The following is a 25311-nucleotide window of genomic DNA, read 5'->3' as shown; positions in this document are numbered from 1 at the left end:
ATAAAAGAAAATGCCAATGAAATATGGCATTTTCTTTTTATTATGATTAGTTGTTAACCGTAAGCTGTCCTTGTTCAAGGATGCTGTTTTTAACAACGGATGTTTTCTTGCCTTTGATGTTCATTAAGAAGCTTGGCGCAAAAGTTGCCTTTTTATCCTCAAAGAAGCCTCTGTTTGTCATGTAGCTTGTGATCACGACATTGTTGCCTTTGGCTTGAGGCACTGCGAAGTGAGAGTATGTGAACGTCACATCGTTAGGATCAAGACCCATTTGCAGTACAAGACCTGTTTTGTTCAGCGGCTTGTAAGGACCTGTTAAAGAGTTTGATACATAACCAAGCATGTAAATATCGTTTGAATTAATACCGTCGATCGTCATTTTTGAACCGCGTGAATCAGTGAACAAGTACCATTTGCCGTTCATTTTGAAAACGTTCGCCCGCTCGATTTCATCAGTTACCGTGTTTGAAGTGATCAGCGGCTTCATGACTTTTTTCAATGTGTAATCATTATTTAACTCTATCATACCGAGGGCGCCGTTCGCTAATTCAGCATCGCGTTTTTTAGCACTCTGCTGAAGCTTCTGGCTTTCTTTACGGAAGAAGTTCGTGCTGCCGCCGTAGTACGCTTTGTTAAATAAAGATTCTTCGCCTTGGTATCCGTTTTCTGTTCCTGTATTGGCTTCGAATACAAGGTATTTATGGCCTTTGTCTTCAACGTAGTGAGGGTCTCTCAGCGTATGGTTGTCGCCGGATGTATAGTTGCCTTCATCGATAAACTGCTGAACGTTCTGATATGTTTTTCCGTCGCCGTCAAAAATCGTTTTGTGATCTTCCACTCCGTTGATGTTGAGCGTGCTGTCGGATTTTGACACATTTACCTGCGCCGTTGTAAGACTTTGTTTACCGTAATGTTTACCGGAAAAGTCAGTGTAGAATAAACGGATTTTTCCGTCAGAAGTAAGGGTGGCAGAACCGGACCATTCTTGTGTCTGATCTTTCAGGATTTCATCGTTGGCGTTGAACTTATCGCTGTCTTTAAAGACACGGCCCGCGTTTTTCCAGCTGTCAATCGAGTTGTCGCCGACCTTTTGATAAAACATGTAGATTGATGTGTCATCAGCGTCTTTCGGGCTTCCCGCAAGTGCAAACACGACGTGATAGCCGTTGTATTCAGCTACTGTTCCGTCAGCGTTTTGGAGCGGCCAGCTGTCCCACACATCCAGTCCTTTTGCAGATTCAATATTTTTAATCGTTGATTGATCGAATTGAGGCACTTGGTATTTTTCATTTTGCTGCTGTTTAGGGATCTGCAGCATATCATGGCGTGTGATATGAGAGACGCCGTACGTTTCTTTGTAAGGTTTTTGGGTATTTTCTTTCGCGAAGGCTTGAGTTGCTCCCCCTGCCAGAAGTGCAGTTGTAAAAGTTAGAACTGTGGCTCGTTTTGCAAATTTTTTGATGTTCATGTCCATGTCTCCTTTTGTATGTACTTTTGTTGCGATCTGCCGATTCGATCCTCCCGCATTCATGGATGGCAGGTTTGTTACAGAAAAAAAGACCTAAAATATGCAAGGGGTGACGCCAAAGAATACACTTTGCCCTTAACACATTTTAGGTCTTGCCTGCTTTATCAGTAACAATCCTGCATGATTTACTTGTCGACATCATTCTATTAGACTCTGAATCTATTGACAACTGGTCTAATTTCCTCTTTTGGAAGATAGTAAAATGAAAAAAGGCCCTTTAATATATGGGTAATTGAGACTAAGGGGTGCTCCAGGCCTAGGAAAAAACCTCTCTAAAAAAAGAGAGGTTATTTTTTCTTGATAGATAATAAAGCAATGGTGGCTAAAATCAATAAAGTACCCAGCCATTCTGATATTCCGAAGGGAACATGCAGCCAGATCACTGCTAAAAAAGCTGCCGACAGCGGCTCCGCACAGGCGAGCAGGCTGGTTTCAGAGGCACTCAGATATTTCAGGCTTTCCAAGTAGCAATAAAAAGCGATGAGCGTTCCGAAAATGATGATAAATACAATCGCGGCATATGCGGATAATGACCATTGGCCTTCAAACTTCCAAGGCGGCCGGACTAAGCTGAGAGCGGCTCCGCCGATCAGCATGCCCCATCCGACAATAATGGCGGATCCCCATTTCTTCAAAAGCCGATGCGGCTGAAGAGTGTAAAACGCCAGCGCAAAGGCTGAGCTGATCCCCCAAAAGACGGCCAGGGCGGATATGGACAGGCTGCCGGCATTCCCGTGCGTGACCAAAATAAATGTGCCTGCAGCCGCTAATAAGACGGCGAGCAGTTCTTTCGCTGAAGGCATTCTCTTTGCGCGGATCGCTAAAAAGCATGTAATAATGGCCGGCCCTAAATATTGGAGAACGGTAGCCGTGGCCGCATTGCCGTACTCAATTGCCGCGAAATAAGTGTATTGAACGCCTAACATTCCGAAAATCCCGAATAAAAGAAGGGGAACTATGTCCTGTCTGTCTTTCCAAACAGCCCATATGCGTCCTTTTTCTTTGCGGTACGCGATTCCGAGCAGAAGCGCCCCTGAAATCAGCAGCCGTACAGAGGTCAGCCATTCTGTATTAAAATGGCGGTCCTGAAACAGATACTGGGCAACTGTTCCTGAGACACCCCATAAGATAGCTCCTGTAAGCACAAGCCAAATTCCTGTTGTTCGTGAATAGGAAAGAGCAGCGTGTTTTTCCAGCGCAGAACCCTCCTCGCTGTATTGATTTACAATGAATAGAAAAAACGCCTTTCATGTGATATATTATATATCACATATCAAAACGCGTCAAAGCGATTTTTTTGGTTGGCGCTTACAAAAAAGCCGTAAAAAAAAACACCCCGGCGGGTTCCCGGGGTGTTTTGGTTATTCTGCAATCGCGTCTGTTAAAACAGGAACGACTTGTTTCTTTCTGGATACAACACCTTTTAAAAGAGCCGTGTTGTTTTCTAAAGTGACGTTGAACGCTTTTTCCACTTTTGAAGCCTGATCGCCGATGGCAAGCGCAAGAGAATCGTTTTCCAAAATGTCCGTAATCACGAGAAGGAACAGATCAAGGTTTTTCTCAGCAATGACTTTTGAAAGGGCCGCTTCTAATTCCGGCTGACGCTTTTTGACATCTTCAATATCAACTGTGTTGACTTGGGCGATTTCGACTTTTTTGCTGCCGAGCGTGAACTCTTTCGCATCAAGGGAAATCAGCTCTTCCACCGTTTTTTTGCTTAAGTCGGCGCCTGCTTTCAGCATGTTTAAGCCGTACTCTTCCGCATCTACGCCGGCAATTTCAGCAAGCTCTTTTGCCGCCGCGATATCCTGCTCTGTGCAAGTCGGAGATTTAAATAAAAGTGAGTCGGAAATAATCGCTGACAGCATAAGACCGGCAATTTCTTTCTCGATTTTCACGTTATTTTCTTTGTACATTTTGTTTAAGATCGTAGCCGTACAGCCGACCGGCTCTGCACGATAGTAAAGAGGCTCCGCCGTTTCGAAGTTGGCGATACGGTGATGGTCAATGACTTCAAGAACCTGAACGTCTTCGATATCCTTGATGCTTTGCTGGCGTTCATTGTGGTCAACAAGGATGACGCCGTTTACTTCGTTTGCGGCTGTTTCCACGAGGCGCGGGCTTTCCTGCTTGAAATAATCAAGCGCGTATTGTGTTTCGCCGTTGACTTGTCCTAGGCGGACAGGCTCAGCATTGAAGCCGAGTTTGTTTTTTAGATCAGCGTAGGCAATGGCAGAGCAAATGGTATCTGTGTCTGGGTTTTGATGTCCGAAAATAAGAATTTTTTCCATAATAACTCCTTGTCCTTTTTTGTAGTGTAAACAATCTTTTTATAGTTTAACACGTCTTGCGGAGGGTGTAATCTTCAAAACCTTAAAAATTGATGTGAAAAAGAAGCATTTTTGTTGAGAGTGGGAGCAGGTTGCGAGTAAAATACTGGGTAAGTCAGATGCTAATCAGCATGTAGTATCAAAAAAGGTACTATGGAGGATGAATTATGAACATATATCCGAATAAAGAAGGTTGCCCGGTTGAGCTGACACTTTCCGTTATCGGCGGAAAGTGGAAGGGTATTTTGTTTTATCATATGATCGGCGGAAAAAAGCGGTTTAATGAGTTTCGGCGCATCTGTCCCAGCATTACGCAGCGTATGCTGACGCTTCAGCTTCGGGAGCTTGAGGCGGACGGCATCGTGCATCGTGAGGTGTATCAGCAGGTGCCTCCAAAGGTTGAGTATTCACTCACCGAATTCGGCAGGTCACTTGAACCGATCGTGCTGCAAATGAAGAAATGGGGAGACGCCAACCGGGAATTTCTCGAAACATACCGGGAAAAAACGTCGGCTCAAGATCAGTCCGCTCAAAAATAAGAAGCAGCAAAGGATGAGATTCCTTGCTGCTTTTTTTTATTTCATGGCAATGGCTTTTCTGGCGTTGCGGACGTCGTTTTTCAGCAATTCGCTCAAGTTATAAGCCGGATATTGACCGCGTTCTTCCATATACTCAAAGACCATTTGGTGCCACTTGATGGCCGCGTTTAAGTGCTTGACGAAGACGATTCTTAATTGAGGTGTGGCCGTTTCTGTAATGGCTCCGGCGTAATTGCGGACAGATGTTTTGGCCATGCTCAGCAGGCCGCCGCTGTAAAAGGAGGAATCAGCCCGCTCTTCTGTCTCATCTTCACGAAAGCCGGGGGCTTCAGGGAAGAAGGGAAGCAGTTCACGCAGATTTTGTTCCAGCGAATGGATGGAAAATCTGTAAAGCTGTTTTAATCTGGCATCGCTTACTTCACGTTCCGTTCTTTTTAATTTCACAAGCCCGTTTGCCTGGAAAGCCACTAACTCGTGCAGTTCTAACGTTTCATGCCATGCTAATGTTCTCCGCTCAGTCATGGTGTGAGAATCTCCTTTATCCTTCATTTTCATTATCAGCATATGCCCCGGTCCCGATGTTGTTCCTGATGTTTTGAAGTTTCCAGAAAGGGAAACTCAATGTAAAGGAAATACGAAGCAGAGGTGAAACTATATGTGGGACATGATAAAGAACTTCTTCCTTTTCAGCAGCGGTGTTTTACAGGCAACCACTCTCTTACTTATCGTTATCGTCTTGTTATTTGTACGGAAAACCAAAAAGAAAAACAGAGATACTTCTGGTTTCATGGACGATCAGGATCATTGATACAACGGGCATTCTTTCACTAGGATGTCCGTTTGTCTGTTTTCATGTTTCACATGGAACATTGGAGCCGTCTGTGCTCATTTTACTTACGATTTTGACTTATGTTAGAATAAATACGTGTATTTTGGAGAGTTTATGGAAAATTCAGGTCTTGGAAGAGACATTGCGGCGTCAAAAGAGCAGTCGTCTAAGCTGCTCTTTTCTATTCGTATGTTCTGAATGATACAAGGTTTGAGGTGAGTAAGTGAAGAATACAAGGGCTCTAATAGAAGGCGCCATTTTGATCAGTATTTTTGCAATCATTTCCCTTTTGGTCGTGTATCTCCCTTTACTGGGGGCGATTCTTCTCTTTGCTTTGCCGTTGCCGATCATTCTTTATACTATTCGGCACGGTTTGAAGCCGGGGATTTGGATGGGTCTTGCCAGCCTCCCTGTCAGTTTTATTGTGAGTTCGTTTGCCGGGCTTACAGGCGCGTTTACGGCGGCCTGTACGGGGATTGCTATGGGATATTACTTTAAAAAGAAACAGCCCGGTTATGCGGTTGCGGCCGGCGCTATTGCGTGTATGCTGTGCGGTGTCGTTATTTTTGTGTTCAGCATCGTGTTTCTTAATATGAACGTGGTTGATAACACGATGTCCCAGCTTCGAGAGTCGCTGTCTTTAGCAGAAACCATGTCAAAACAGCTGGGTTACGGAGATCAGTTCGGGAAGCAGACCAAGCTGATGGAAAGACAGCTGAGCACGCTTCAATATCTTTTTCCGACTGCGCTTATATTGACCAGCATTGTTTCTGCTTTCCTCAGTTATGCTATGGCAAGGCCGTTTTTAAGGAGGTTTTTCCCTGATCTTCCGAAGATGAAGCCTTTTAGAGAGCTCAGACTCCCGCAAGTCGTTGTTATTTTGTACTTTGTTGTGACAATATTAGGGTTTCTGCATTTAGAAAAAGGGCATATGATGTATTCGGTTTCATTGAATGGGGGATATATTCTCAACTTGCTGATTTGTATTCAAGGGTTAGCGTTTATTTTTTTCTATTGCCATGAGATGGAGATGCCAAAAGCGGTTCCTGTATTAGCGATTGTGCTGGGTGTGCTTTTTCCGCTCATCATGTCCGTGTATCTCCTCTTAGGCATCATTGACATAGGCTTTAACATAAGAAATAAGGTGACGCGAAATTGAGTGTGACTTACAGGTGGGGAGTTGATAGAAATGCCTAGTTTTTATGAAAAGCCGTTGTTTCGGTATCCCATCTATGCATTGATTGCATTGTCAATCATCGTAATCCTCATCAGCATTTACTTTAACTGGCTGATAGGAGCCGTCGGCGTTGTGCTGCTCGCCGTGATCTTGTTTTTCATTAAGCGTGCGGATTCTTTGATCAGAAGAGAAATTGACAATTATATTTCCACGCTATCCTATAGATTGAAAAAAGTAGGCGAAGAGGCATTAATGGAAATGCCTATCGGGATTATGCTGTTTAATGATCAATATTACATTGAGTGGGCGAATCCGTTTTTGTCTTCCTGCTTTAATGAAAGCACGCTCGTCGGGCGCTCGCTGTATGACACATGTGAGGCCGTCGTGCCGCTGATCAAGCAGGAGGTCGATTCGGAAACGATCACCTTGAATGAGCGGAAGTTTAAAGTGGTGATTAAAAGAGATGAGCGCCTGCTTTATTTCTTTGATGTGACGGAACAGATTCAGATTGAAAAGCAGTACGAAAATGAGAGAACCGTGCTGGCATATGTCTTTTTAGATAACTATGATGATGTCACACAGGGGCTGGATGACCAGACGAGAAGCACGATGAACAGCCAGGTCACCTCATTATTAAATGCGTGGGCGCAAGAGTACGGCATTTTCCTGAAGCGGACGTCCTCGGAACGGTTTATCGCGGTGTTAAATGAGCACATATTAACGGAGCTTGAAAACGCGAAATTTTCGATTTTGGATGAAATCCGTGAAAAAACATCTGTTCATACGGTATCTTTGACCCTCAGCATCGGGATCGGCGCATCGGTTTCTTCCTTGAAGGAGCTTGGAGATCTGGCGCAGTCCAGCCTCGATTTGGCCCTCGGCCGCGGAGGCGACCAAGTGGCGATCAAAATGCCGAACGGCAAGGTGAAATTTTACGGCGGCAAAACGAATCCGATGGAGAAGCGAACAAGGGTGCGCGCCCGGGTGATTTCCCACGCGCTCAAGGAAATTGTCTCAGAAAGCAGCAATGTCATTATTATGGGTCATAAATTTCCTGATATGGACGCAGTCGGAGCCGCAATCGGAATATTAAAGGTGGCGCAGGCCAACGGCAAGGAAGGCTACATCGTCATTGATCCGAATCAGATCGGATCAAGTGTTCAGCGCCTGATTGAAGAAATTAAAAAATACGAAGAGCTGTGGTCGCGGTTTATCACGCCGGAAGAGGCGATGGAAATTTCAAATGATGACACGCTGCTTGTCGTGGTAGATACACATAAACCGTCCTTTGTGATGGAAGAGCGTCTCGTGAACAAAATCGAGCATATCGTTGTGATTGACCACCACCGAAGAGGCGAGGAATTTATTAAAGACCCGCTGCTCGTTTATATGGAGCCATACGCTTCATCCACCGCAGAACTCGTGACGGAGCTGCTTGAGTACCAGCCGAAGCGGCTCAAAATCAATATGATTGAAGCGACGGCCCTGTTAGCTGGTATAATAGTGGATACGAAGAGCTTTTCCCTTCGCACGGGCTCGCGGACGTTCGATGCCGCTTCTTATTTGAGAGCGAAAGGCGCAGACACGGTTCTGGTGCAGAAAGTCCTCAAAGAATCAGTCGGTTCTTATATCAAGCGGGCGAAGCTGATCCAGCATACCGCTCTTTATAAAGAAAATATCGCGATTGCTTCTCTTCCTGAAAATGAAGAGGAGTACTTTGACCAGGTGCTGATTGCGCAGGCTGCTGATTCCCTCTTGTCGATGAGTGAAGTGGAAGCTTCATTTGCCGTAGCCAGGCGGGATGAGCATACGGTGTGCATCAGTGCGAGATCGCTTGGCGAGGTCAATGTGCAGATTATTATGGAGGCGCTGGACGGCGGAGGGCATTTAACCAATGCGGCAACCCAGTTATCAGGCATTTCTGTTTCAGAAGCGCTTGTCCGGCTGAAGGAAGCCATTGATGAATATTTTGAGGGAGGCGTTCAGAGATGAAGGTTATTTTCTTACAAGATGTAAAAGGTAAAGGGAAAAAAGGCGAAATGAAAAACGTAGCAGACGGTTATGCACATAACTTTCTCATTAAAAAAGGCCTCGCTGTCGAAGCAAATGCGACAAACATCAGCGCATTGAAAGGACAGAAAGAAAAAGAGAAAAAAGAAGCGATTGCAGAGCTTGAAAGAGCGAAAGATTTAAAAGAAACGCTTGAACAGCTGACTGTTGAGCTGAGTGCCAAATCCGGTGAAGGCGGCCGCCTGTTCGGATCTGTCACAAGCAAGCAGATTGCAGAAGCGCTGCAAAAGTCGCACAAGATTAAAGTGGATAAGCGGAAACTGGAACTCCAAGACGGTATCCGCACATTGGGATATACAAACGTTCCTGTAAAGCTGCATCCTGAAGTTCAGGCTGTGCTGAAGGTTCACGTAAAAGAAGAAGCGTAATATATAATAATAGAAAAACCCGCCGATCCGGCGGGTTTTTTTATGTCAGCATAAGATGCGGCGTAAGAAAATGATGAGAATGTTTCATGTCCGATGCTTATCAGATTGCATATGATATTACAACATAACGAAGGATGTGTCGGTATGATGCGATTTTTTTCTGAAACATATTTTAATGATCCGGAAAATAAAAAGACGCTGGAACACTATCCGCTGATCGGGAACGGAAAAGACGGGGAAGTCTATCGCTTAACACACAACAAATGCTTAAAGTATTTCTTTGAAATAGAGACATGCGAGAAGGAATTGGCAGCTTTGCAAATCGGACAAGGTTCCCCAGTGATTCCAAAACTGTATGAATACGGAGATCGTTATATTGTGATGGAATATGTTCAAGGCACCTCCCTTGCCCGCCATATTAAAACAGAAAAATTCATTTCTGAAAAACTGGCGGCTGATATTTTAAATATGCTGGATGAATTAAAGAAAATCGGTTTTACCAGATGGGACGCTGAAATCAGGCACATTCTGATCAACGAACGCGGTAATCTTAAAGTCATCGATCATAAAAGAGCCTTTTCCGCAATTGCCCGCTTTCCTGTAAAACTATTAAAAGGATTGAACCAATACGGCCTGGCGGATGAGTTTTTGGACACCATAAAAAAATTAAATCCGTCACGTTACCTGGAATGGCAGCTGCACATGTAAGTTTCTGAAAATCCGCACATGTAAGTTTCCTTTTTTTAGGGTCGTCATATGATACTTGTAACAATTGTTTGGTGGAGTGTGGAAAAAATGGAAGAATACATTATGGTTATCGGCGCTCATCCTGATGATGAACTATTGGGATCAGCGGGCACCATAAAACGGCTGATCAATGAAGGATATAAAGTAATTTCCGTTATTACGGCATTAGGAAGAAAAGAAGAAGCTCATCATATTAAACAATTAGGCGAACGTGCGAATCAAGAGCTTGGAATTGAGAAAGTCATCTTTTTGGAGCATACGAATTTAGAATTGGAATGTATCCCTCTTCATAAGCTTGTCAAAGAATTAGAACAGCTCATTCGCGTCTATCAGCCTGATAAAATCTTTACTCATCATTACGGCGATATCAATATGGACCATCAGAAAACATTCCAAGCAGTTTTAACAGCCGCCAGACCTCTTCCGGATCAAAAGCCGATTGAACTGCTTACGTTTGAAACGCTGTCTTCAAGCGAGTGGGAGAGGAATACGGCTGATAAACTCTTCAAGCCCAATTACTTCGTCAATATCACAGACACGATGGATGCCAAACTCGCGGCGCTTCACCACTACGACGTAGAAATGAGGGATTACCCTCATCCCCGTTCATATGAAGGCGTTAAACATTTAGGAAGAGTCAGAGGGATGACAGCGGGTGTGGAATACGCCGAAGCATTTGAAGTGGTGCGGAGGATCTGGAAATGAACAAGACATTTTCCGTCCCCTATCCGTATATGGTCCAGACGCTTGACCGCTACTACGGGGTCAAAACGCGCCCGCAAAAAAAGAAAGTCATAAAGACACAGATGAAACATGCAGATCAAATTCCGCCGGTATACAGGAAAAAGAAGAAGTTATCCATTTTGATTGCCACGTTTTGGGACTACCCGCACACGGGCGGTTTATCAAACTATATTAAAACGCTTAGTGAAGGCCTGAAGAAGAGAGGTCATAAGGTAGATGTCATATCCCCTAATCTGTTTCCTTCCGACAAAGTAAAAGAACTGCGGGATGCTGTTGTTCCGAAATTAAAAGATTTCTTTAAAGACAGATACGGGGATTATAACGATCATATTTTGAGAAATAATCGGCTGATGTTTGTATACGAGCAAATGCTTCAAAAGATTCCTTTGGAAAGATATGATGTGTTCCACGCTCAAGATTTATTTACAGCCAATATGTTAGGCAGGTTCAATCAAATCTATAAGAAACCTTTATTTTTTACACCGCATGGCATGTTTACTTTCAACAGACTTAAATTTCACATATTTAAAAAAGGCTCGGTAGAAGAGATTTATTATAAAACATTAGAGATGAAAGCCATTGAATACGCAGACCGCCTGATTATTATCAGCGATACGTTCCGCAGGCCGCTCATGAAGCTCGGGGCCGAACAGGAAGACATGACAACGGTGGTCACTGGAATTGATTACGATACAAAAATAGGCTGGAAAAAGAAAATCCCGTTACCGAAAAATAAGATTATCATCTCGTGTATTGCAAGATTAGGCCCGAGAAAGGGACATAAGTATTTGCTGGAGGCACTCTCGCGAATTCCGTCTGATGTACTTGATGATGTGGAAGTGCTGATCGCAGGAGACGGAGAGACAAGGAGAGCCCTGGAGGAACAGGCTCGAAAACTGAAACTATCAATGGTCTCCTTTTTAGGAAAAAGAGACGATGTTCCCGCTATTTTGAATATGACGGACATATTCGTACTGCCGACCATTAATGATAGTCTGCCCATTTCGATTATTGAAGCGATGTTCAGCAGCACGGCTATCATCGCGACCGATTGCGGGGGCATCCCGGATCTGATCCGCCATAACAAAACAGGGCTGATTGTCGAGCCGGGAAATGCAGAGGCGCTAGCCCGGGCTTTAACGTTTTTTATCTCTAACAAATCTGCGCGGAAAAAAGCTGCTTTAAATGCAAAGGCCTACGCAGAGAAGCACTTAAGCAGCGAGACGATGATAAGAAATATTGAATCCATTTATCAAAATACCATCAAGCTCGGAGGGAGATTATGAAACACGAACATGCGGCCGTTGTACTTGATTTCAGTGCAAACGGGATCGGGATGATTCGAAGCCTGGCCCGAAGAGGAATAGATGTTTACGCGTTTGACACGGAGGAACCTTATCGTATCGGAAAATCAAGATTGGCAGATTGCGGGGTCTGTCCCAGCCCTTTAACACAAGAGAAAGAACTGCTGACATTTCTGACTGATTTCGGGAAGCGATTTCAAGTAAAACCGGTTCTGTACGCAGGATCTGATGATTATGCGGGATTCATATCCAAATTCCGCGACACATTAGCCGGTTTTTTTTTATTTTTGCTCCCGAGCCGCTCTCTGTTAGAGACGGTTTTAGATAAAAGCAAAGCATATGAATTAGCGATGAAGCACAACATTCCCTGCCCGAAAACCTTTTTTCCGAACAATCAGGATGAACTGGAAGAGGCCATCGCCAATATTGACTTCCCGTGTATTTTAAAACCGGTGGCCGGCCATGAATACAGAAAAAAAGTAAACAAAAAAGCAATAGTGATGAAGGATGCCGCACAATTGCGCAGGGAGTTCAGCTCCTACAGAGAAAATGGAGAACTGCTCGTGCAGGAGATCATTCCCGGTGACAATCAATGTTTTTATAAAGTGGCGACTTTTTATGATGACCAAATGAAGTTAATGGGCTTGTTTTCACTGCAAAAAAAACATCAATTTCCCGCTGATTTTGGCGCTGGGGCTCATGTCGTGAGCAAACGGGTTCCTGAATTAATTGAGAAGACCCTGCCGTTTTTTGAAGCGATTCAGCTCAAAGGAGTAGGCATGGCGGAATTTAAAAAGGATCCGCGGGACAATGTTTACAAGTTTATAGAAATAAATCCGCGCTTTTGGCTCAGCCATAGCCTGACGGAATCTGCAGGCGTTCATTTCGTTTACATGTACTATCTGTATTTGACCGGACAACATGTAAAGCCTCAGCTCGAACAAAAAGAAGGAATCAGTTGGATTTATGAGGTGCGTTACTTCTTAACGTTTTTGAAGAAACGAAAAAGAGGAGACATGACATTCCGGCATTTTTGGAGAGGATTTAAAGGAAAAAAAGAATATGCCCTTTTTGCTTGGAATGACCCGATGCCGTTTATCAGAAACACTTGGTCCCATCTCAAAAACAGCTGGAAACGGAAGCGGAAGGAAGATCGGCATGTATGAAAAGGATCGTTTGTATGCTGCGTTTCAGAAACTGAGAATTGACGAAAAACTATCGTATTCACTTGGCGAAAAGGCGGCTGTGAATCCGGACGGCATCACATGTCTGAAATCAACGGACAGAAGCGCCATTTATAAACTGCTTGTGAAAAAGAAATCCGGGACCATACCGCTGATTTTGAAGGTGTATAAATCTTCCCGTGAAAAAAACGCGGTCGAGATTAATATATACAGTAAAGCCCGTTCTGTCTTAGGGGATTTGCTGCCGGAAATCTATCTTATAGAAGAAAGCAATCATGAAACATGGATATTTATGGAGTTTGTCAGCCAGATCAGGGGACAGCTTACATTTCATCCTAAGCACTTCAAATATATTATTCCGTCTGTCGCAGAACTGCACAGCCGCACCTTTGAAAACAAGAAAATTTCTGACGGAAAATGGCGGTCATGGCTCCCGGTATATGAATCGGAAACGATGAGGAAGGGGCGTAAAAAGCAGATCAAAAAGACAGCGGAATTATTGGATAGGGCCCTTAAAGATGAACGTACAAAAGATATCGTCAAGCCTCATTATCGGCAGATCTCTCACTTGCTGGAGCAAAAAGGACCGGATTTTTTCCCTGAATTGATACAAAACGGCTCGGCCATTACACATGGCGACCTTCATATGCAGAATATCTGCACCCATGACGCGTCCGGCCATGAACCGTGGGACATTCAATTCATCGATTGGGAATCAGCAAAATACGCGCCGGTATGGTTCGATATGACTGTTCTGGTTGAGATTCTGCTCGGCTTCAGAAAAGATTGGAGCCGCCACGCAGAAGAGATTCGGACGTTTTGTGTAAAAGTGTATGCGAAAGAAATGAAAAAGCGGGGCATTCATTTTGAGACGCCCCCTATGACGCTTTATAAAATGGCTTATGTGCAGAGAACACTTGAGAAAGGGCTTCATACCCAATTGCGGAGAATATTCGACAATCGGGGAGGAGAGCTGCTGCCCTATCATGCAGACAAAGTGTCACAATGGGGACGGGAATTAGGTTTATAGGTTTGAGAGAGGGGGAGCGGGTTTGAGAGAAGAGATCGGGAGGCCGTGCAGTTTGGTGCCTCCTGCCTTATTGCGCGTCATGGATCAATTTTATGGCATCGGCCATCAAGATGAACAAGAGCTGCATTCATTTTGTGCGGAAAGAAAAAGCTCCCCCAAACGAAAAAGGCTGTTGCGTATTTTGTACGCAACTTTTCTCAAGTACCCGAATGTCGGAGGATTGGCGAGCTATATCACGTCAGTTAAGACAGGTTTTGAGCGCGCCGGTCATCAGGCGGATGTCATCTCGCCCCTTCAAATGCCGCCATCGTTTTTTCAGGAAGATATTCCGCGTGCGGCTGATGAAGTCAGAGTGTTTCTTCTTGGCAGATACGGCGCCGCAAACGAAAAACTCGTCAAAAATCTCAGCTATTTACGTGTCTTTCAACGATTTTTGATGGAAAAGGATTTAGAGCAATACGATCTGTTTCATGCACAGGATTTGTTTGCGGTATTTTTGCTGGGACATCTTAATCGAACGTATCGGCGTCCTCTTTTCTTCACGCCGCATGGACATTTTACGAAAAGCCGGATGAAGTTTCATAAAATCCAAAAGGGCTCAATTGAAGAGGCATACTTCTCTGAGATAGAAAGACAGGGCATTCGGGCTTCGGATAAAATCATTACCATCAGCGACTCCTTTCATGCGCCTCTTCTGGAGTACGGTGCAAAAGAAACACAGCTGACGACTGTTTATACCGGCATTGACATCCGGGATGCACCCGAGCCAAAACGTGCTGAGAAGCTCGTGATTGCATGTGTTTCCCGCCTGACAGAGCGAAAAGGACATGACGTGCTGCTGGACGCTCTCGCACAAATCCGGAGGCACTTATCCGGAGTCGAGATATGGATAATCGGAGACGGGAAAATGCGGGGTTTTCTGGAAGAGAAGAGGCGGAAACTGGGTCTTGCAAATGTGTTTTTCTTCGGAAAACGGCGTGATGTGCCGGCGCTTTTGGCTGAATCGTCTATTTTTGTTCTGCCTACATTGAATGATAATTTTCCCATAGCGATCATCGAGGCGATGTTCTCAGGTCAGGCCATTGTCGCAACTGACTGCGGGGGGATCCCTGAGATGATCCGGCATGAGAAAACAGGCCTTATCTGTCAGCCCGGCAGTATCCGGGAGCTTGCCGATGCCCTCTTAAGACTGATTACGGATCAAGCTCTCAGAGAACAGTTTGGAAAAGCAGCAAAGACCTATGCCGGCCAGCATCTGCGTCAGGAGAACATGGTTTCACAAATAGACAGTATTTATCAATCATTTTTAAATGAGTGATTCTGGCGACGGTTTTAAGAGCAAAGCCTTTTTTCCGGTCTTATGTTTTGATCTCGCCTCGTCCGGCCGCCATTCCTTATTTACCTATAAGAAAAAGAGGCGGAAAGCCATTGCTTCCGCCTCCCGCACATATATATGAGGGAACAGCCTTTATTTTTGATCGTTCTCTTTTTGGACTTCAGCTAATTTGGCAAGCAGAATGTGCTGAGGCATGTGCATGATTCTTTCAAGCGGCATATTCAGTGATTCTGCAAGCTTTTGCGCCGTTTCAGCGGAAATTTGCAGCGGTTTCATGTGATCACTCCTTCCGTTTCTTTATTGTACTAAAATCAAAATTCTATCGTAAGAGGATATGACAAAGAAATGGAGGTTTGATAAGCCTGGCTTTATAACAGAATGGGGGAGGTTTTTTATGCAATCGCCATTGATGTTATTACAGCTGAAGCTGGCTGATTATCAGAAAAAGGCCGCAGAACTGCGGACAATTGACGAATTTATCATACTTAAACAGACATTGCAGGAAATGATGAAAGTATTTGCCGCCTGTGAAGAATGGGATCTGTATCAAAAAACGGCTGATCTCATGGCGCAGACAGTGCTGCAGATCCGCTTCATCGAATAAGAAAAGCCCTCGCGCGGGCGAAGGCTTTTCTTAAAAGGAACGTTCCTCTTCAATGTTTTTATGCTGATCATAAATGACAAGCTTAGCCGGGCTGTTCTCTTTCGCCATCTGCTCCGCTTTTTCGATTGCCGCGTCCTTTGATGTACAAAGAGCCGTCGGCGCCACATTTTCTGCCTTCACAAACCATCCGTCTGCATCAATACTTGGCGTTACTGCATATGTCTTCATCCTTCTTCCCTCCTGGGTTTGGTTTGTTTATTTGTTTCCCGGCATTCGGAACGGCAAAACACATAACCCTCTCCTGACAAATACAGGGAAAGTGATATTTTTCTATTCTTTTTCATGAGAAATGGTAAAATGGAGTTTGGATATTTTTTAAGGAGAGGACGGTGCTTAGCATGACAGACCTTCTGAATGATCGGCTGCCGCCGCAAAACATAGAAGCTGAGCAGGCCGTGTTAGGTGCTGTTTTTTTACAGCCGTCTGCGTTGACACTGGCTTCTGAAGTGTTGATTCCGGATGATTTCTACAGAATGTCACATCAAAAAATTTACAATGCCATGCTCGTGCTCGGAGACCGCGGCGAACCGGTTGATTTGATCACGGTAACGTCAGAGCTTGCGAATACCGATTTGTTAGAAGAGGTGGGAGGCGTTTCTTACCTGACGGATATCGCGAATTCCGTTCCGACAGCGGCTAATATAGAATATTACGCGAAAATCGTTGAGGAAAAATCAATTCTCCGCCGTTTAATCAGAACGGCGACCTCGATCGCCCAAGACGGGTATACGCGCGAGGATGAAGTTGAAGATCTATTAAGCGATGCGGAAAAAACGATTATGGAGGTTGCGCAGCGAAAAAACTCGGGCGCCTTCCAAAATATTAAAGATGTGCTTGTGCAAACATATGACAATATTGAGCAGCTTCACAACCGGAAAGGCGATATTACCGGGATTCCGACCGGCTTTATTGAGCTTGACCGGATGACGGCGGGTTTCCAGCGAAATGATCTGATCATTGTCGCAGCCCGTCCATCCGTGGGGAAAACGGCGTTCGCCTTAAATATTGCGCAAAACGTGGCCACCAAAACGGATGAGAGCGTCGCGATTTTCAGTCTTGAGATGGGAGCCGAGCAGCTTGTCATGCGTATGCTCTGCGCCGAAGGGAATATTAACGCCCAAAATCTCAGAACGGGAAATCTGACGGAAGAAGATTGGGGCAAGCTGACGATGGCGATGGGAAGCCTGTCAAACAGCGGTATCTTTATAGATGACACCCCAGGCATCCGCGTCAGCGAAATCCGTTCAAAATGCCGCCGGCTGAAGCAGGAAAACGGATTGGGCATGATTTTAATTGACTACTTGCAGCTCATTCAGGGAAGCGGCCGTTCAAGCGACAACCGCCAGCAAGAGGTATCGGAAATTTCACGGGCGCTAAAATCGCTGGCACGGGAGCTTGAAGTTCCGGTCATCGCCCTGTCTCAGCTCTCCCGGGGTGTTGAGCAGCGGCAGGATAAACGTCCGATGATGTCAGATATCCGTGAGTCAGGAAGTATTGAGCAGGATGCCGACATCGTCGCCTTCCTGTATCGTGATGATTACTATGATAAAGAATCCGAAAACAAAAACATCATCGAAATCATTATCGCCAAACAGCGTAACGGCCCGGTGGGCACCGTCTCACTGGCTTTTGTGAAGGAATACAATAAGTTCGTAAACCTGGAAAGACGCTTTGATGACGGCGGTGTTCCGGCAGGTGCGTAAAGCCTCAAGCGATGTCTTGAGGCTTTTTTTCATCCGAAAGAATGAGAGAATGCCGTCCGTTCTGCAGTCGATAAAAAGAAAGCGCTTTTATATAATGGCATCAAGGGAGGAATGATGATGACAATTGAATTTCCGCAATTCCAAGCGGCGCAAATCCGGATTGCCCGGCCGACCGGACAGCTCAAAGAAATCATCAGGTTTTATGAAGAGGACCTCGGACTGCAGAGGGTCGGCAGCTTTTCCGGACATAGAGGCTACAGCGGCGTCATGTTCGGCCTGCCTCATACGCAATATCATTTAGAATTTACCGAAGAAACGGGCGCGTCTCAGCCGGCGCCCGTTCCGCACGGCGACAGCCTGCTTGTCTTTTACATCCCGGATTCTCAGGAGGTCATTCGCATCAGCACGAGGTTAAAGCAGATGGGATATGAAGAGAAAAAATCCGAAAATCCGTACTGGGAAGAAAAAGGCGTGACCATCGAAGATCCCGACGGCTGGCGGATCGTTCTAATGAATACAAGCGGCATATAAATGACTGTCTGAAGAACCCGGGGTACGGGTTCTTTTTCATATTAAAGTATGAAAGTTTCAGGAGTAATAGATAACAAATGAAAGAGAAAACGCTTTTAAACAGAGTTAAGGCGAACAAAAATAGAATGATAAGATTTTAATGTTCGGATTTACGATTGACTTTCTGTTTCGGCACTGATACACTTAATTTGTTTGAATGAGATATCGTTTTGAAAGGTTAACGGAGGTGCACGGATATATGTCTTCAGTAGTCGTAGTAGGTACGCAGTGGGGCGATGAAGGAAAAGGTAAAATTACAGATTTCCTATCAGAAAATGCAGAAGTGATCGCACGTTATCAAGGCGGAAACAATGCAGGACATACCATCAAGTTTGATGGCGTCACGTACAAGCTTCATTTAATCCCATCAGGAATTTTTTATAAAGAAAAAGCGTGTGTTATCGGGAACGGAATGGTTGTTGATCCGAAAGCGCTCGTAACGGAGCTTGCGTATCTTCATGAACGCAATGTGAGCACGGATAACTTGAGAATCAGCAACAGAGCCCACGTGATTCTTCCGTATCATCTGAAACTGGATGAAGTAGAGGAAGAACGCAAAGGGGCCAATAAGATCGGCACAACGAAAAAAGGCATCGGACCTGCTTATATGGACAAAGCGGCGCGGATCGGCATTCGGATCGCGGACCTGTTAGATCGCGACGTGTTTGCAGAAAAGCTTGAGCGGAACCTTGAAGAGAAGAATCGTCTGCTTGAAAAAATGTATGAAACGGACGGCTTCAAAATTGAAGATATTCTGGATGAGTATTATGAATACGGCCAGCAGATTAAAAAGTATGTATGCGATACATCCGTCGTCTTAAATGACGCGCTGGATGAAGGCCGCCGCGTCTTATTTGAAGGCGCTCAAGGGGTTATGCTTGATATTGACCAAGGGACATACCCGTTTGTCACTTCATCTAACCCGGTCGCCGGAGGGGTGACGATCGGTTCAGGCGTAGGCCCGACAAAAATTCAGCACGTCGTCGGTGTATCGAAAGCGTACACAACCCGCGTCGGTGATGGTCCTTTCCCGACTGAGCTGAAAGACGAAATCGGAGATCAAATCCGTGAAGTCGGACGCGAATACGGCACAACGACAGGACGCCCTCGCCGAGTCGGCTGGTTTGACAGCGTTGTTGTCCGCCATGCCCGCCGCGTCAGCGGAATCACAGATCTTTCTCTGAACTCAATTGATGTACTGACTGGCATTGAAACGCTGAAGATCTGTGTCGCTTACCGCTATAAAGGTGAAGTGATTGAAGAATTCCCGGCAAGCCTGAAAGCCCTCGCTGAGTGTGAACCGGTATATGAAGAAATGCCTGGCTGGACGGAAGATATTACAGGCGCAAAAACGTTAAGCGACCTTCCTGAAAACGCGCGCCATTATTTGGAACGCGTGTCTCAGCTGACAGGTATTCCGCTTTCTATTTTCTCTGTCGGTCCTGACCGTTCACAAACGAACGTCATCCGCAGTGTATACCGTGCTAACTAAGGATTTACAGCAGACAAGCCTCCGTGACCGGAGGCTTGTTTTTTCATGTAGGAAAAAAATAATAGATTTTTTTCAAAAAAGTAGTTGCCACTTTCGAATGTTCTATGATATTATAAATCTCGTTGTTACGGAACAGCTTCAATAGAGTACTGCAAGAAAGCTTTTGTCTGAATGCTCTATGATACATAATCCGACACATTAAGAGCCATTAGCTCAGTTGGTAGAGCATCTGACTTTTAATCAGAGGGTCGAAGGTTCGAGTCCTTCATGGCTCACCACTTTTTATGGCCCGTTGGTCAAGCGGTTAAGACACCGCCCTTTCACGGCGGTAACACGGGTTCGAATCCCGTACGGGTCATTGATTTACTTTAGCGTTATTGCTAACTCCTTATTTGTCCTGGGAGGACCGCCACGATACGGTTTCCCGGACAAATTACTGTAAGGTCCGGTAGTTCAGTTGGTTAGAATGCCTGCCTGTCACGCAGGAGGTCGCGGGTTCGAGTCCCGTCCGGACCGCCATTTTACTTTACTTTATAGTATAGAAAAGAAACATCTGGCTCGGTAGCTCAGTTGGTAGAGCAACGGACTGAAAATCCGTGTGTCGGCGGTTCGATTCCGTCCCGAGCCACTTACCCAAACGCATCTGCAATAGTAGGTGCGTTTTTTCTTTGTGATAAAAAAAGGGAGAGCCGGCTTTTCAGCCGGCCCAGAAGAAGACGTCAAAAAGTAGACGGCGTTTTTTTTCGTGAGGTTTCAAAAAAATATTATTTTTTAAAAGAAAATAAAAAACATGACAAAAGGATGGCAGTTCAATACGTTTTTGCGCTGTTCTCTTTAATTTTTTTATCTTTTGACCTGAAACCGTTATAATAGACGGGGAACGTTTTTCACGATCCGAATTGTGATCATCATGAAACATCAATAGATGAAATGAAGTCATTCTGGCAGGAGGAAAATCAAGATGATGGATAAGAAGATCCTTGTAGTCGATGATGAAAAACCGATTGCAGATATATTAGAGTTTAATTTAAGAAAAGAAGGCTATGACGTGCACTGTGCGTATGACGGAAACGAAGCCGTGGAAATGGTGGAGGAGCTTCAGCCCGATTTAATTCTATTAGATATTATGCTTCCGAATAAAGACGGAGTTGAAGTGTGCCGGGAAGTCCGGAAAAAATATGATATGCCGATTATTATGCTGACGGCAAAAGACTCGGAGATTGACAAGGTCATCGGACTTGAAATCGGAGCGGATGACTATGTCACTAAGCCTTTCAGCACGCGTGAGCTTCTGGCCCGCGTCAAAGCAAACCTGCGCCGCCAGCTTACGGTTGCGCCGGCTGAGGAAGAATCAGCTTCAAATGACATTCATATCGGTTCCCTCGTCATCTTCCCTGACGCTTATGTCGTATCAAAAAGAGAAGAAACGATCGAGCTGACCCATCGTGAATTTGAATTGCTGCATTACTTAGCCAAACATATCGGACAGGTCATGACGCGCGAGCATCTGCTGCAGACTGTATGGGGCTATGACTATTTCGGTGACGTGAGAACGGTGGATGTGACAGTTCGCCGCCTTCGCGAGAAAATCGAGGATAATCCGAGCCATCCGAACTGGATCGTCACAAGACGGGGTGTCGGTTATTACTTGAGAAACCCTGAACAGGACTAACCGGCGATGAATAAGGTTGGTTTTTTTCGGTCGATTCAATTTAAGATCACGCTGATCTATGTACTTCTTATTATCATTGCCATGCAGATTATCGGCGTGTACTTTGTGAAACAGGTGGAGAATTCTCTTCTCAAGTCCTATGAATTATCGTTAAATCAGCGGATTGACAACCTTTCCTATTATATTGAGCAGGAATATAAAGGGGACAATGACGGCACCGTCATTAAGGATGACGTCAAGCGTATTTTGAATGATTTTACGAAAAACAATGAAATACGGGAAATTACCTTTGTTGATAAAAGCTATGAGGTCGTCGGTTCTTCGAGGCCTTATGGCGAGGAAATAGCGGGGAAACAGACGACTGACCCGATTTTTAAACGGATTTTCTCTACAAAACAGGCCTATTCAAAAAAATATTATGATCCTAAAAGCAAAAACAGAGTGCTGATTTCGGCAAAACCGGTCATTACAGAGAATCAGGAAGTTGTCGGCGCGATATATGTCGTGGCCAGTATGGAAGATACTTTTAACCAAATGAAAACCGTCAACTCGATCCTTGCTTCAGGAACAGGCTTAGCCCTCGTTCTGACGGCTCTTCTCGGTATATTTCTCGCCCGGACCATTACCCATCCGCTGTCGGATATGCGTAAGCAGGCGATGGAACTGGCAAAAGGGAATTTCTCCAGAAAGGTTCGAAAATACGGGCATGATGAAATCGGTCAGCTCGCAACGACTTTCAACCATCTGACGAAAGAGCTTGAAGATGCCCAAGCCATGACGGAAGGGGAGAGAAGAAAGCTTTCTTCCGTTATCGCGTATATGACGGACGGCGTCATCGCCACGAATCGCAACGGGGCTATTATTCTGTTAAACAGCCCTGCGCTTGAGCTGCTGAATGTTTCACGTGAAACGGCTTTAGAGATGCCGATTACGTCTTTATTGGGCATAAAAGAGAACTTTACATTTGAGGATTTAGTAGAACAGCAGGACTCCATGCTGCTGGAGATCGAACGTGACGATGAAACGACTGTGCTGCGGGTCAATTTTTCCGTTATTCAGAGAGAGCACGGAAAAATTGATGGTTTAATCGCGGTTCTTTATGATGTCACCGAGCAGGAAAAACTCGATCGCGAGCGCAGAGAATTCGTTGCGAATGTGTCCCATGAACTTCGGACACCGCTGACGACAATGCGAAGCTATTTAGAGGCGCTTGCAGAAGGCGCGTGGGAAAACAAAGAGATCGCTCCGCGTTTCTTAATGGTGACCCAAAATGAAACTGAGCGCATGATCAGATTGGTAAATGATCTGCTTCAGCTTTCTAAGTTCGACAGCAAAGATTATCAGTTTAATCGAGAGTGGATTCATATGATCCGCTTTATGTCTCTGATTATTGACCGTTTTGAAATGACGAAAGAACAGCATGTCGAATTTATCCGCGAGCTGCCGGACAGAAATCTGTACGTGGAGATTGATCAGGATAAAGTGACGCAGGTTCTCGATAATATCATTTCTAACGCATTGAAATACTCACCGGAAGGCGGACATGTCACCTTCTCAGTTGATGTGAATGAGAAAGAAGAGCTGCTCTACATCAGTGTAAAAGATGAAGGGATCGGCATTCCGAAAAAAGATGTGGAAAAAGTATTTGACCGTTTCTACAGGGTGGATAAGGCGCGCACGAGAAAGCTCGGCGGCACCGGACTCGGCCTTGCGATTGCAAAAGAGATGGTTCAGGCGCACGGCGGTGACATTTGGGCCGACAGTGTAGAAGGCAAAGGCACGAAGATTACATTTACTCTTCCATATAAAGAAGAGCAAGAGGATGATTGGGATGAGGCGTGAAAATATAAAAACAGTCATACTGTCGGTGCTAGTCGTCATTAGTCTTGTTTTAACATGGGGAATTTGGACATTCCAGCCCAATTTCTCAGAAGGCACGGCCTCAACCAAATCGACTGTCCGGGAAAAGCATAAAATTGATAAAACGAGCCAAAAAATGTCGCAAACGGTAAAACCCCGGGATATGTTCATTCATACAAACGGCTCTCATTATAAAGTGGTTGATGAAACGCTCTTTAATGACCTGTGGGCGGATTTGCCGCAATGGGAAGTAAAAGGAATGAAGGATATTTCTGATCAATACGACAAACTCGGTTTTAAAAATTGGCTTTACGGCAGAAATGGGAATTCGGCAAAGCTCGATCTGCAATTCAATGACACCATTCCGATTGATTTCTTCCAAACGATGTTTAAATGGTCGAATCCGTCAATGGAATACAGCTCATTTGACCATATTGTCATTCCGTTTAATGAGAATAAGCCGAATAAGAAGATTTACATGGTCTCTTACAGCAAACAGCTGATTCTGGAAGTGACTGTCGAGTCTGCAAATTACCGCAATCTGATGAATGAGCTGTACAGCAAAAAATCGAGTATGCCGTTATACCACCTCTATTCGGTCGGAAAAAGCAAAGAATTTCTCATGCCGAATGCGCGGTTTAATATGAAGGAAAAAGAATTTATCACTGAAACCATTAAGACGAACCTGTTTAAGCAGACACTCTTTAATGATCCGAGCACGGTCAGAGAGGACCCGAATTACAATCGGAACGTGCTGACTGACGGAATCAGCCGTCTGGAAATCAATTCGACGCAGCGGCAGATTCAGTTCCAGCACCGGAACCTGGCGCAAAGTGCTTCTTACCAAACGGGAGAGCTGATTAAGAAAAGCTATAAATATTTAGAGGATACGGGGAGCTGGACGGATCATTATCAATTTTTCAATGTGAGTGATAACCAGCAGCTGAGTTTCTACATGTTTAAAGACCAAATGCCTGTCATCAACAGCATGTCTAAGCCTTTCGGGTCCGGGCCTGTTATGACCCTGCAATGGGCCAATGACGAAGTTCTCAGCTACAAGCGGCCGAACTATGTTCTCGGGCCGAATCCGATTAAAACAAAAGACGTAAAAATGAAGAGCGGCAATGAGATTGTGTCTCTGCTGGAGCAGCAGGATAAATACGATGTGAACAAAATCGACCAGATCTTCCTGTCCTATCAAATGGTATCTTCGTCAACGAATGATCTTGTTGAGCTGGAACCCGTCTGGAGTATGAAAATCAACGGGAAGATCGTTCCGATTACGAAAGATCTGCTGGGGAAGGAGGAGGACGATAATGGAGTGGAATAAGACAAAAACGATCTTCATCATTGCCTTCCTCATCCTCGATATTTTTCTCGGCTATCAGTTTTTTGAAAAACGCTCAAGCAGTGAATACGAAGTGATTAAGAATTCAAATGTGGAAAAAGACATGGAGATGGATCATATCACATTCGGCAACCTGTCTTCTGATTCCGCGACGGGCTACCGGCTGACGGCGGGCCAAAAGGTATTCACCGCGGAAGATATTGATGCCTTGAAGGATCAAAAACCTTTAATGGAGATGCCGGCGGATGATCACAAGGTCACGACGCTGAAAATGAAATTTACCGATCCGGTCGGTTTATCGAAGCAAAAACCGCAGGATGATGCGGAATCGCTCGTGAGCTCTAAAATAACCGGCGGTGAAAAATATAAACTGTGGAAAGTCGACAAGGATCAAAAACAGATCATTTTTTACCAGACGTATGACGGACAGTTTATTTATCAGGATTTTGACTCGTCCACTGATGCGATCGGACAGGTGATTCTGCATCTGAACGATAAAAACGAGGTCGTGTCTTACGAGCAGACCATGCTGGAGTCATTCAAGCGAATCCAGACGGAAAGCCTGATTCCTGAGCTGGATGCGGTCGAATTATTGTATTCTCAAAATTACTTAAAAGCGAATTGCGCCGTCAAAAGCGTCAAGTTCGGCTATATTGCCCAATACCCGCTGACAAGTACGCAGGTGCTGGCGCCGGTATGGAGAATCACAATTGAAGATAAGTCAAAAGGGACGAAGAAAAAGACACAGCAAACGTACACTGTGAATGCATTGGAAAGCACAGTCATTGATAACAATCAAAATAAATAATGGAGTGA

25 protein-coding genes and 4 tRNA genes are annotated in these 25311 nt (G+C 44.9%); 23 read left to right on the top strand and 6 right to left on the bottom strand.

Going from position 1 to position 25311, the window contains the following annotated elements; all coding sequences use genetic code 11:
• Positions 1–46 precede the first annotated feature (46 nt).
• The 3 genes from AADZ70_RS14755 to AADZ70_RS14745 all read right to left on the bottom strand — a co-directional run bounded on the left by AADZ70_RS14755 (position 47) and on the right by AADZ70_RS14745 (position 3819).
• Positions 47–1468 (bottom strand): glycoside hydrolase family 68 protein, encoded by a 1422-nt coding sequence (locus AADZ70_RS14755; RefSeq protein ID WP_326352393.1) that lies wholly within the window; start codon positions 1466–1468, stop codon positions 47–49.
• Positions 1469–1815: 347 nt separating this feature from the next.
• Complete coding sequence (locus AADZ70_RS14750) at positions 1816–2724, bottom strand: EamA family transporter (protein ID WP_342008066.1); 909 nt, start codon at positions 2722–2724, stop codon at positions 1816–1818.
• Positions 2725–2889: 165 nt separating this feature from the next.
• The gene (locus tag AADZ70_RS14745; RefSeq protein WP_004393053.1) at positions 2890–3819 is read right to left on the bottom strand and encodes a manganese-dependent inorganic pyrophosphatase; all 930 of its coding nucleotides are present in this window, start codon (positions 3817–3819) and stop codon (positions 2890–2892) included.
• A gap of 206 nt (positions 3820–4025) precedes the next feature.
• Between AADZ70_RS14745 and AADZ70_RS14740 the strand changes: the two genes are divergently transcribed.
• Complete coding sequence (locus AADZ70_RS14740) at positions 4026–4397, top strand: winged helix-turn-helix transcriptional regulator (protein WP_016937354.1); 372 nt, start codon at positions 4026–4028, stop codon at positions 4395–4397.
• Between the two features lie 36 nt (positions 4398–4433).
• On the opposite strand, the gene AADZ70_RS14735 is transcribed toward AADZ70_RS14740, so the two are convergent.
• Entirely contained in the window at positions 4434–4919 is a 486-nt protein-coding gene (locus AADZ70_RS14735) for a spore coat protein (RefSeq protein ID WP_016937355.1), read from the bottom strand.
• A gap of 133 nt (positions 4920–5052) precedes the next feature.
• Between AADZ70_RS14735 and AADZ70_RS14730 the strand changes: the two genes are divergently transcribed.
• The 10 genes from AADZ70_RS14730 (at position 5053) to AADZ70_RS14685 (ending at position 15168) form a co-directional block, all read left to right on the top strand.
• On the top strand, positions 5053–5205 hold the full coding sequence (locus AADZ70_RS14730) for a hypothetical protein (RefSeq protein ID WP_016937356.1): 153 nt from the start codon (positions 5053–5055) through the stop codon (positions 5203–5205).
• 244 nt (positions 5206–5449) lie between these two features.
• Positions 5450–6385, top strand: a complete 936-nt coding sequence (locus tag AADZ70_RS14725; RefSeq protein ID WP_047477351.1) for a YybS family protein — start codon at positions 5450–5452, stop codon at positions 6383–6385.
• A 30-nt stretch (positions 6386–6415) separates the two neighbouring features.
• On the top strand, positions 6416–8395 hold the full coding sequence (locus AADZ70_RS14720) for a DHH family phosphoesterase (protein WP_045925622.1): 1980 nt from the start codon (positions 6416–6418) through the stop codon (positions 8393–8395).
• Positions 8392–8841, top strand: a complete 450-nt coding sequence (gene rplI / locus AADZ70_RS14715; RefSeq protein ID WP_095241068.1) for a 50S ribosomal protein L9 — start codon at positions 8392–8394, stop codon at positions 8839–8841. The genes AADZ70_RS14720 and rplI overlap by 4 nt, the downstream gene beginning before the upstream one ends.
• A 144-nt stretch (positions 8842–8985) precedes the next feature.
• Entirely contained in the window at positions 8986–9549 is a 564-nt protein-coding gene (locus AADZ70_RS14710; RefSeq protein ID WP_342007272.1) for an AarF/UbiB family protein, read from the top strand.
• An 87-nt stretch (positions 9550–9636) separates the two neighbouring features.
• A complete protein-coding gene (locus AADZ70_RS14705; RefSeq protein ID WP_016937360.1) occupies positions 9637–10293 on the top strand; it encodes a PIG-L deacetylase family protein in 657 nt (218 codons plus the stop codon).
• Positions 10290–11618: a glycosyltransferase family 4 protein gene (locus tag AADZ70_RS14700; protein WP_342007271.1), complete on the top strand. Its 1329-nt coding sequence runs from the start codon at positions 10290–10292 to the stop codon at positions 11616–11618. The genes AADZ70_RS14705 and AADZ70_RS14700 overlap by 4 nt, the downstream gene beginning before the upstream one ends.
• Positions 11615–12802, top strand: coding sequence for a carbamoyl-phosphate synthase (locus tag AADZ70_RS14695; protein ID WP_342007270.1), 1188 nt, complete (start codon positions 11615–11617; stop codon positions 12800–12802). The genes AADZ70_RS14700 and AADZ70_RS14695 overlap by 4 nt, the downstream gene beginning before the upstream one ends.
• A complete protein-coding gene (locus AADZ70_RS14690; protein WP_342007269.1) occupies positions 12795–13850 on the top strand; it encodes a phosphotransferase in 1056 nt (351 codons plus the stop codon). Before AADZ70_RS14695 ends, AADZ70_RS14690 begins: the two co-directional genes overlap by 8 nt.
• 22 nt (positions 13851–13872) lie before the next feature.
• Positions 13873–15168, top strand: a complete 1296-nt coding sequence (locus tag AADZ70_RS14685; RefSeq protein WP_342007268.1) for a glycosyltransferase family 4 protein — start codon at positions 13873–13875, stop codon at positions 15166–15168.
• Between the two features lie 150 nt (positions 15169–15318).
• On the opposite strand, the gene AADZ70_RS14680 is transcribed toward AADZ70_RS14685, so the two are convergent.
• A complete protein-coding gene (locus AADZ70_RS14680) occupies positions 15319–15462 on the bottom strand; it encodes a YycC family protein (protein ID WP_016937365.1) in 144 nt (47 codons plus the stop codon).
• A gap of 118 nt (positions 15463–15580) precedes the next feature.
• On the opposite strand from AADZ70_RS14680, the gene AADZ70_RS14675 reads away from it, so the two are divergent.
• The gene (locus AADZ70_RS14675) at positions 15581–15790 is read left to right on the top strand and encodes a hypothetical protein (protein WP_016937366.1); all 210 of its coding nucleotides are present in this window, start codon (positions 15581–15583) and stop codon (positions 15788–15790) included.
• Positions 15791–15820: 30 nt separating this feature from the next.
• Here the strand turns inward: AADZ70_RS14675 and AADZ70_RS14670 are convergent, their stop codons facing one another.
• Complete coding sequence (locus AADZ70_RS14670) at positions 15821–16018, bottom strand: DUF2188 domain-containing protein (protein WP_016937367.1); 198 nt, start codon at positions 16016–16018, stop codon at positions 15821–15823.
• A 170-nt stretch (positions 16019–16188) separates the two neighbouring features.
• Here AADZ70_RS14670 and dnaB point away from each other — a divergent pair, with 170 nt between their 5' ends.
• The 11 genes from dnaB (at position 16189) to yycI (ending at position 25303) form a co-directional block, all read left to right on the top strand.
• Positions 16189–17553: a replicative DNA helicase gene (gene dnaB, locus AADZ70_RS14665; protein WP_016937368.1), complete on the top strand. Its 1365-nt coding sequence runs from the start codon at positions 16189–16191 to the stop codon at positions 17551–17553.
• Positions 17554–17670: 117 nt separating this feature from the next.
• A complete protein-coding gene (locus tag AADZ70_RS14660; RefSeq protein ID WP_342007267.1) occupies positions 17671–18084 on the top strand; it encodes a VOC family protein in 414 nt (137 codons plus the stop codon).
• 238 nt (positions 18085–18322) lie between these two features.
• Entirely contained in the window at positions 18323–19615 is a 1293-nt protein-coding gene (locus AADZ70_RS14655; RefSeq protein ID WP_016937370.1) for an adenylosuccinate synthase, read from the top strand.
• Between the two features lie 202 nt (positions 19616–19817).
• A tRNA-Lys gene (locus tag AADZ70_RS14650) sits at positions 19818–19893 on the top strand.
• Between the two features lie 8 nt (positions 19894–19901).
• Positions 19902–19973, top strand: a tRNA-Glu gene (locus AADZ70_RS14645).
• Between the two features lie 84 nt (positions 19974–20057).
• Positions 20058–20134 (top strand) — tRNA-Asp (locus AADZ70_RS14640).
• A gap of 36 nt (positions 20135–20170) precedes the next feature.
• Positions 20171–20243 (top strand) — tRNA-Phe (locus tag AADZ70_RS14635).
• Between the two features lie 336 nt (positions 20244–20579).
• Positions 20580–21287 carry a cell wall metabolism DNA-binding response regulator WalR gene (gene walR / locus AADZ70_RS14630; RefSeq protein WP_004393104.1) on the top strand — a complete coding sequence of 236 codons (708 nt, stop codon included), beginning with the start codon at positions 20580–20582 and terminating at the stop codon, positions 21285–21287.
• A gap of 6 nt (positions 21288–21293) precedes the next feature.
• Positions 21294–23129, top strand: coding sequence for a cell wall metabolism sensor histidine kinase WalK (gene walK, locus AADZ70_RS14625; protein ID WP_016937371.1), 1836 nt, complete (start codon positions 21294–21296; stop codon positions 23127–23129).
• Positions 23119–24477 carry a two-component system activity regulator YycH gene (gene yycH / locus AADZ70_RS14620; protein ID WP_342007266.1) on the top strand — a complete coding sequence of 453 codons (1359 nt, stop codon included), beginning with the start codon at positions 23119–23121 and terminating at the stop codon, positions 24475–24477. The genes walK and yycH overlap by 11 nt, the downstream gene beginning before the upstream one ends.
• Positions 24464–25303 carry a two-component system regulatory protein YycI gene (yycI, locus tag AADZ70_RS14615; RefSeq protein ID WP_016937373.1) on the top strand — a complete coding sequence of 280 codons (840 nt, stop codon included), beginning with the start codon at positions 24464–24466 and terminating at the stop codon, positions 25301–25303. The genes yycH and yycI overlap by 14 nt, the downstream gene beginning before the upstream one ends.
• Positions 25304–25311 lie beyond the last annotated feature (8 nt).

Origin of the sequence: Bacillus sp. YBsi01 (genome assembly GCF_038406745.1) — a bacterium.
GTDB classification, from domain to species: Bacteria; Bacillota; Bacilli; order Bacillales; family Bacillaceae; genus Bacillus; species Bacillus siamensis.
This window is presented reverse-complemented; position numbering and strand designations above follow the sequence as displayed.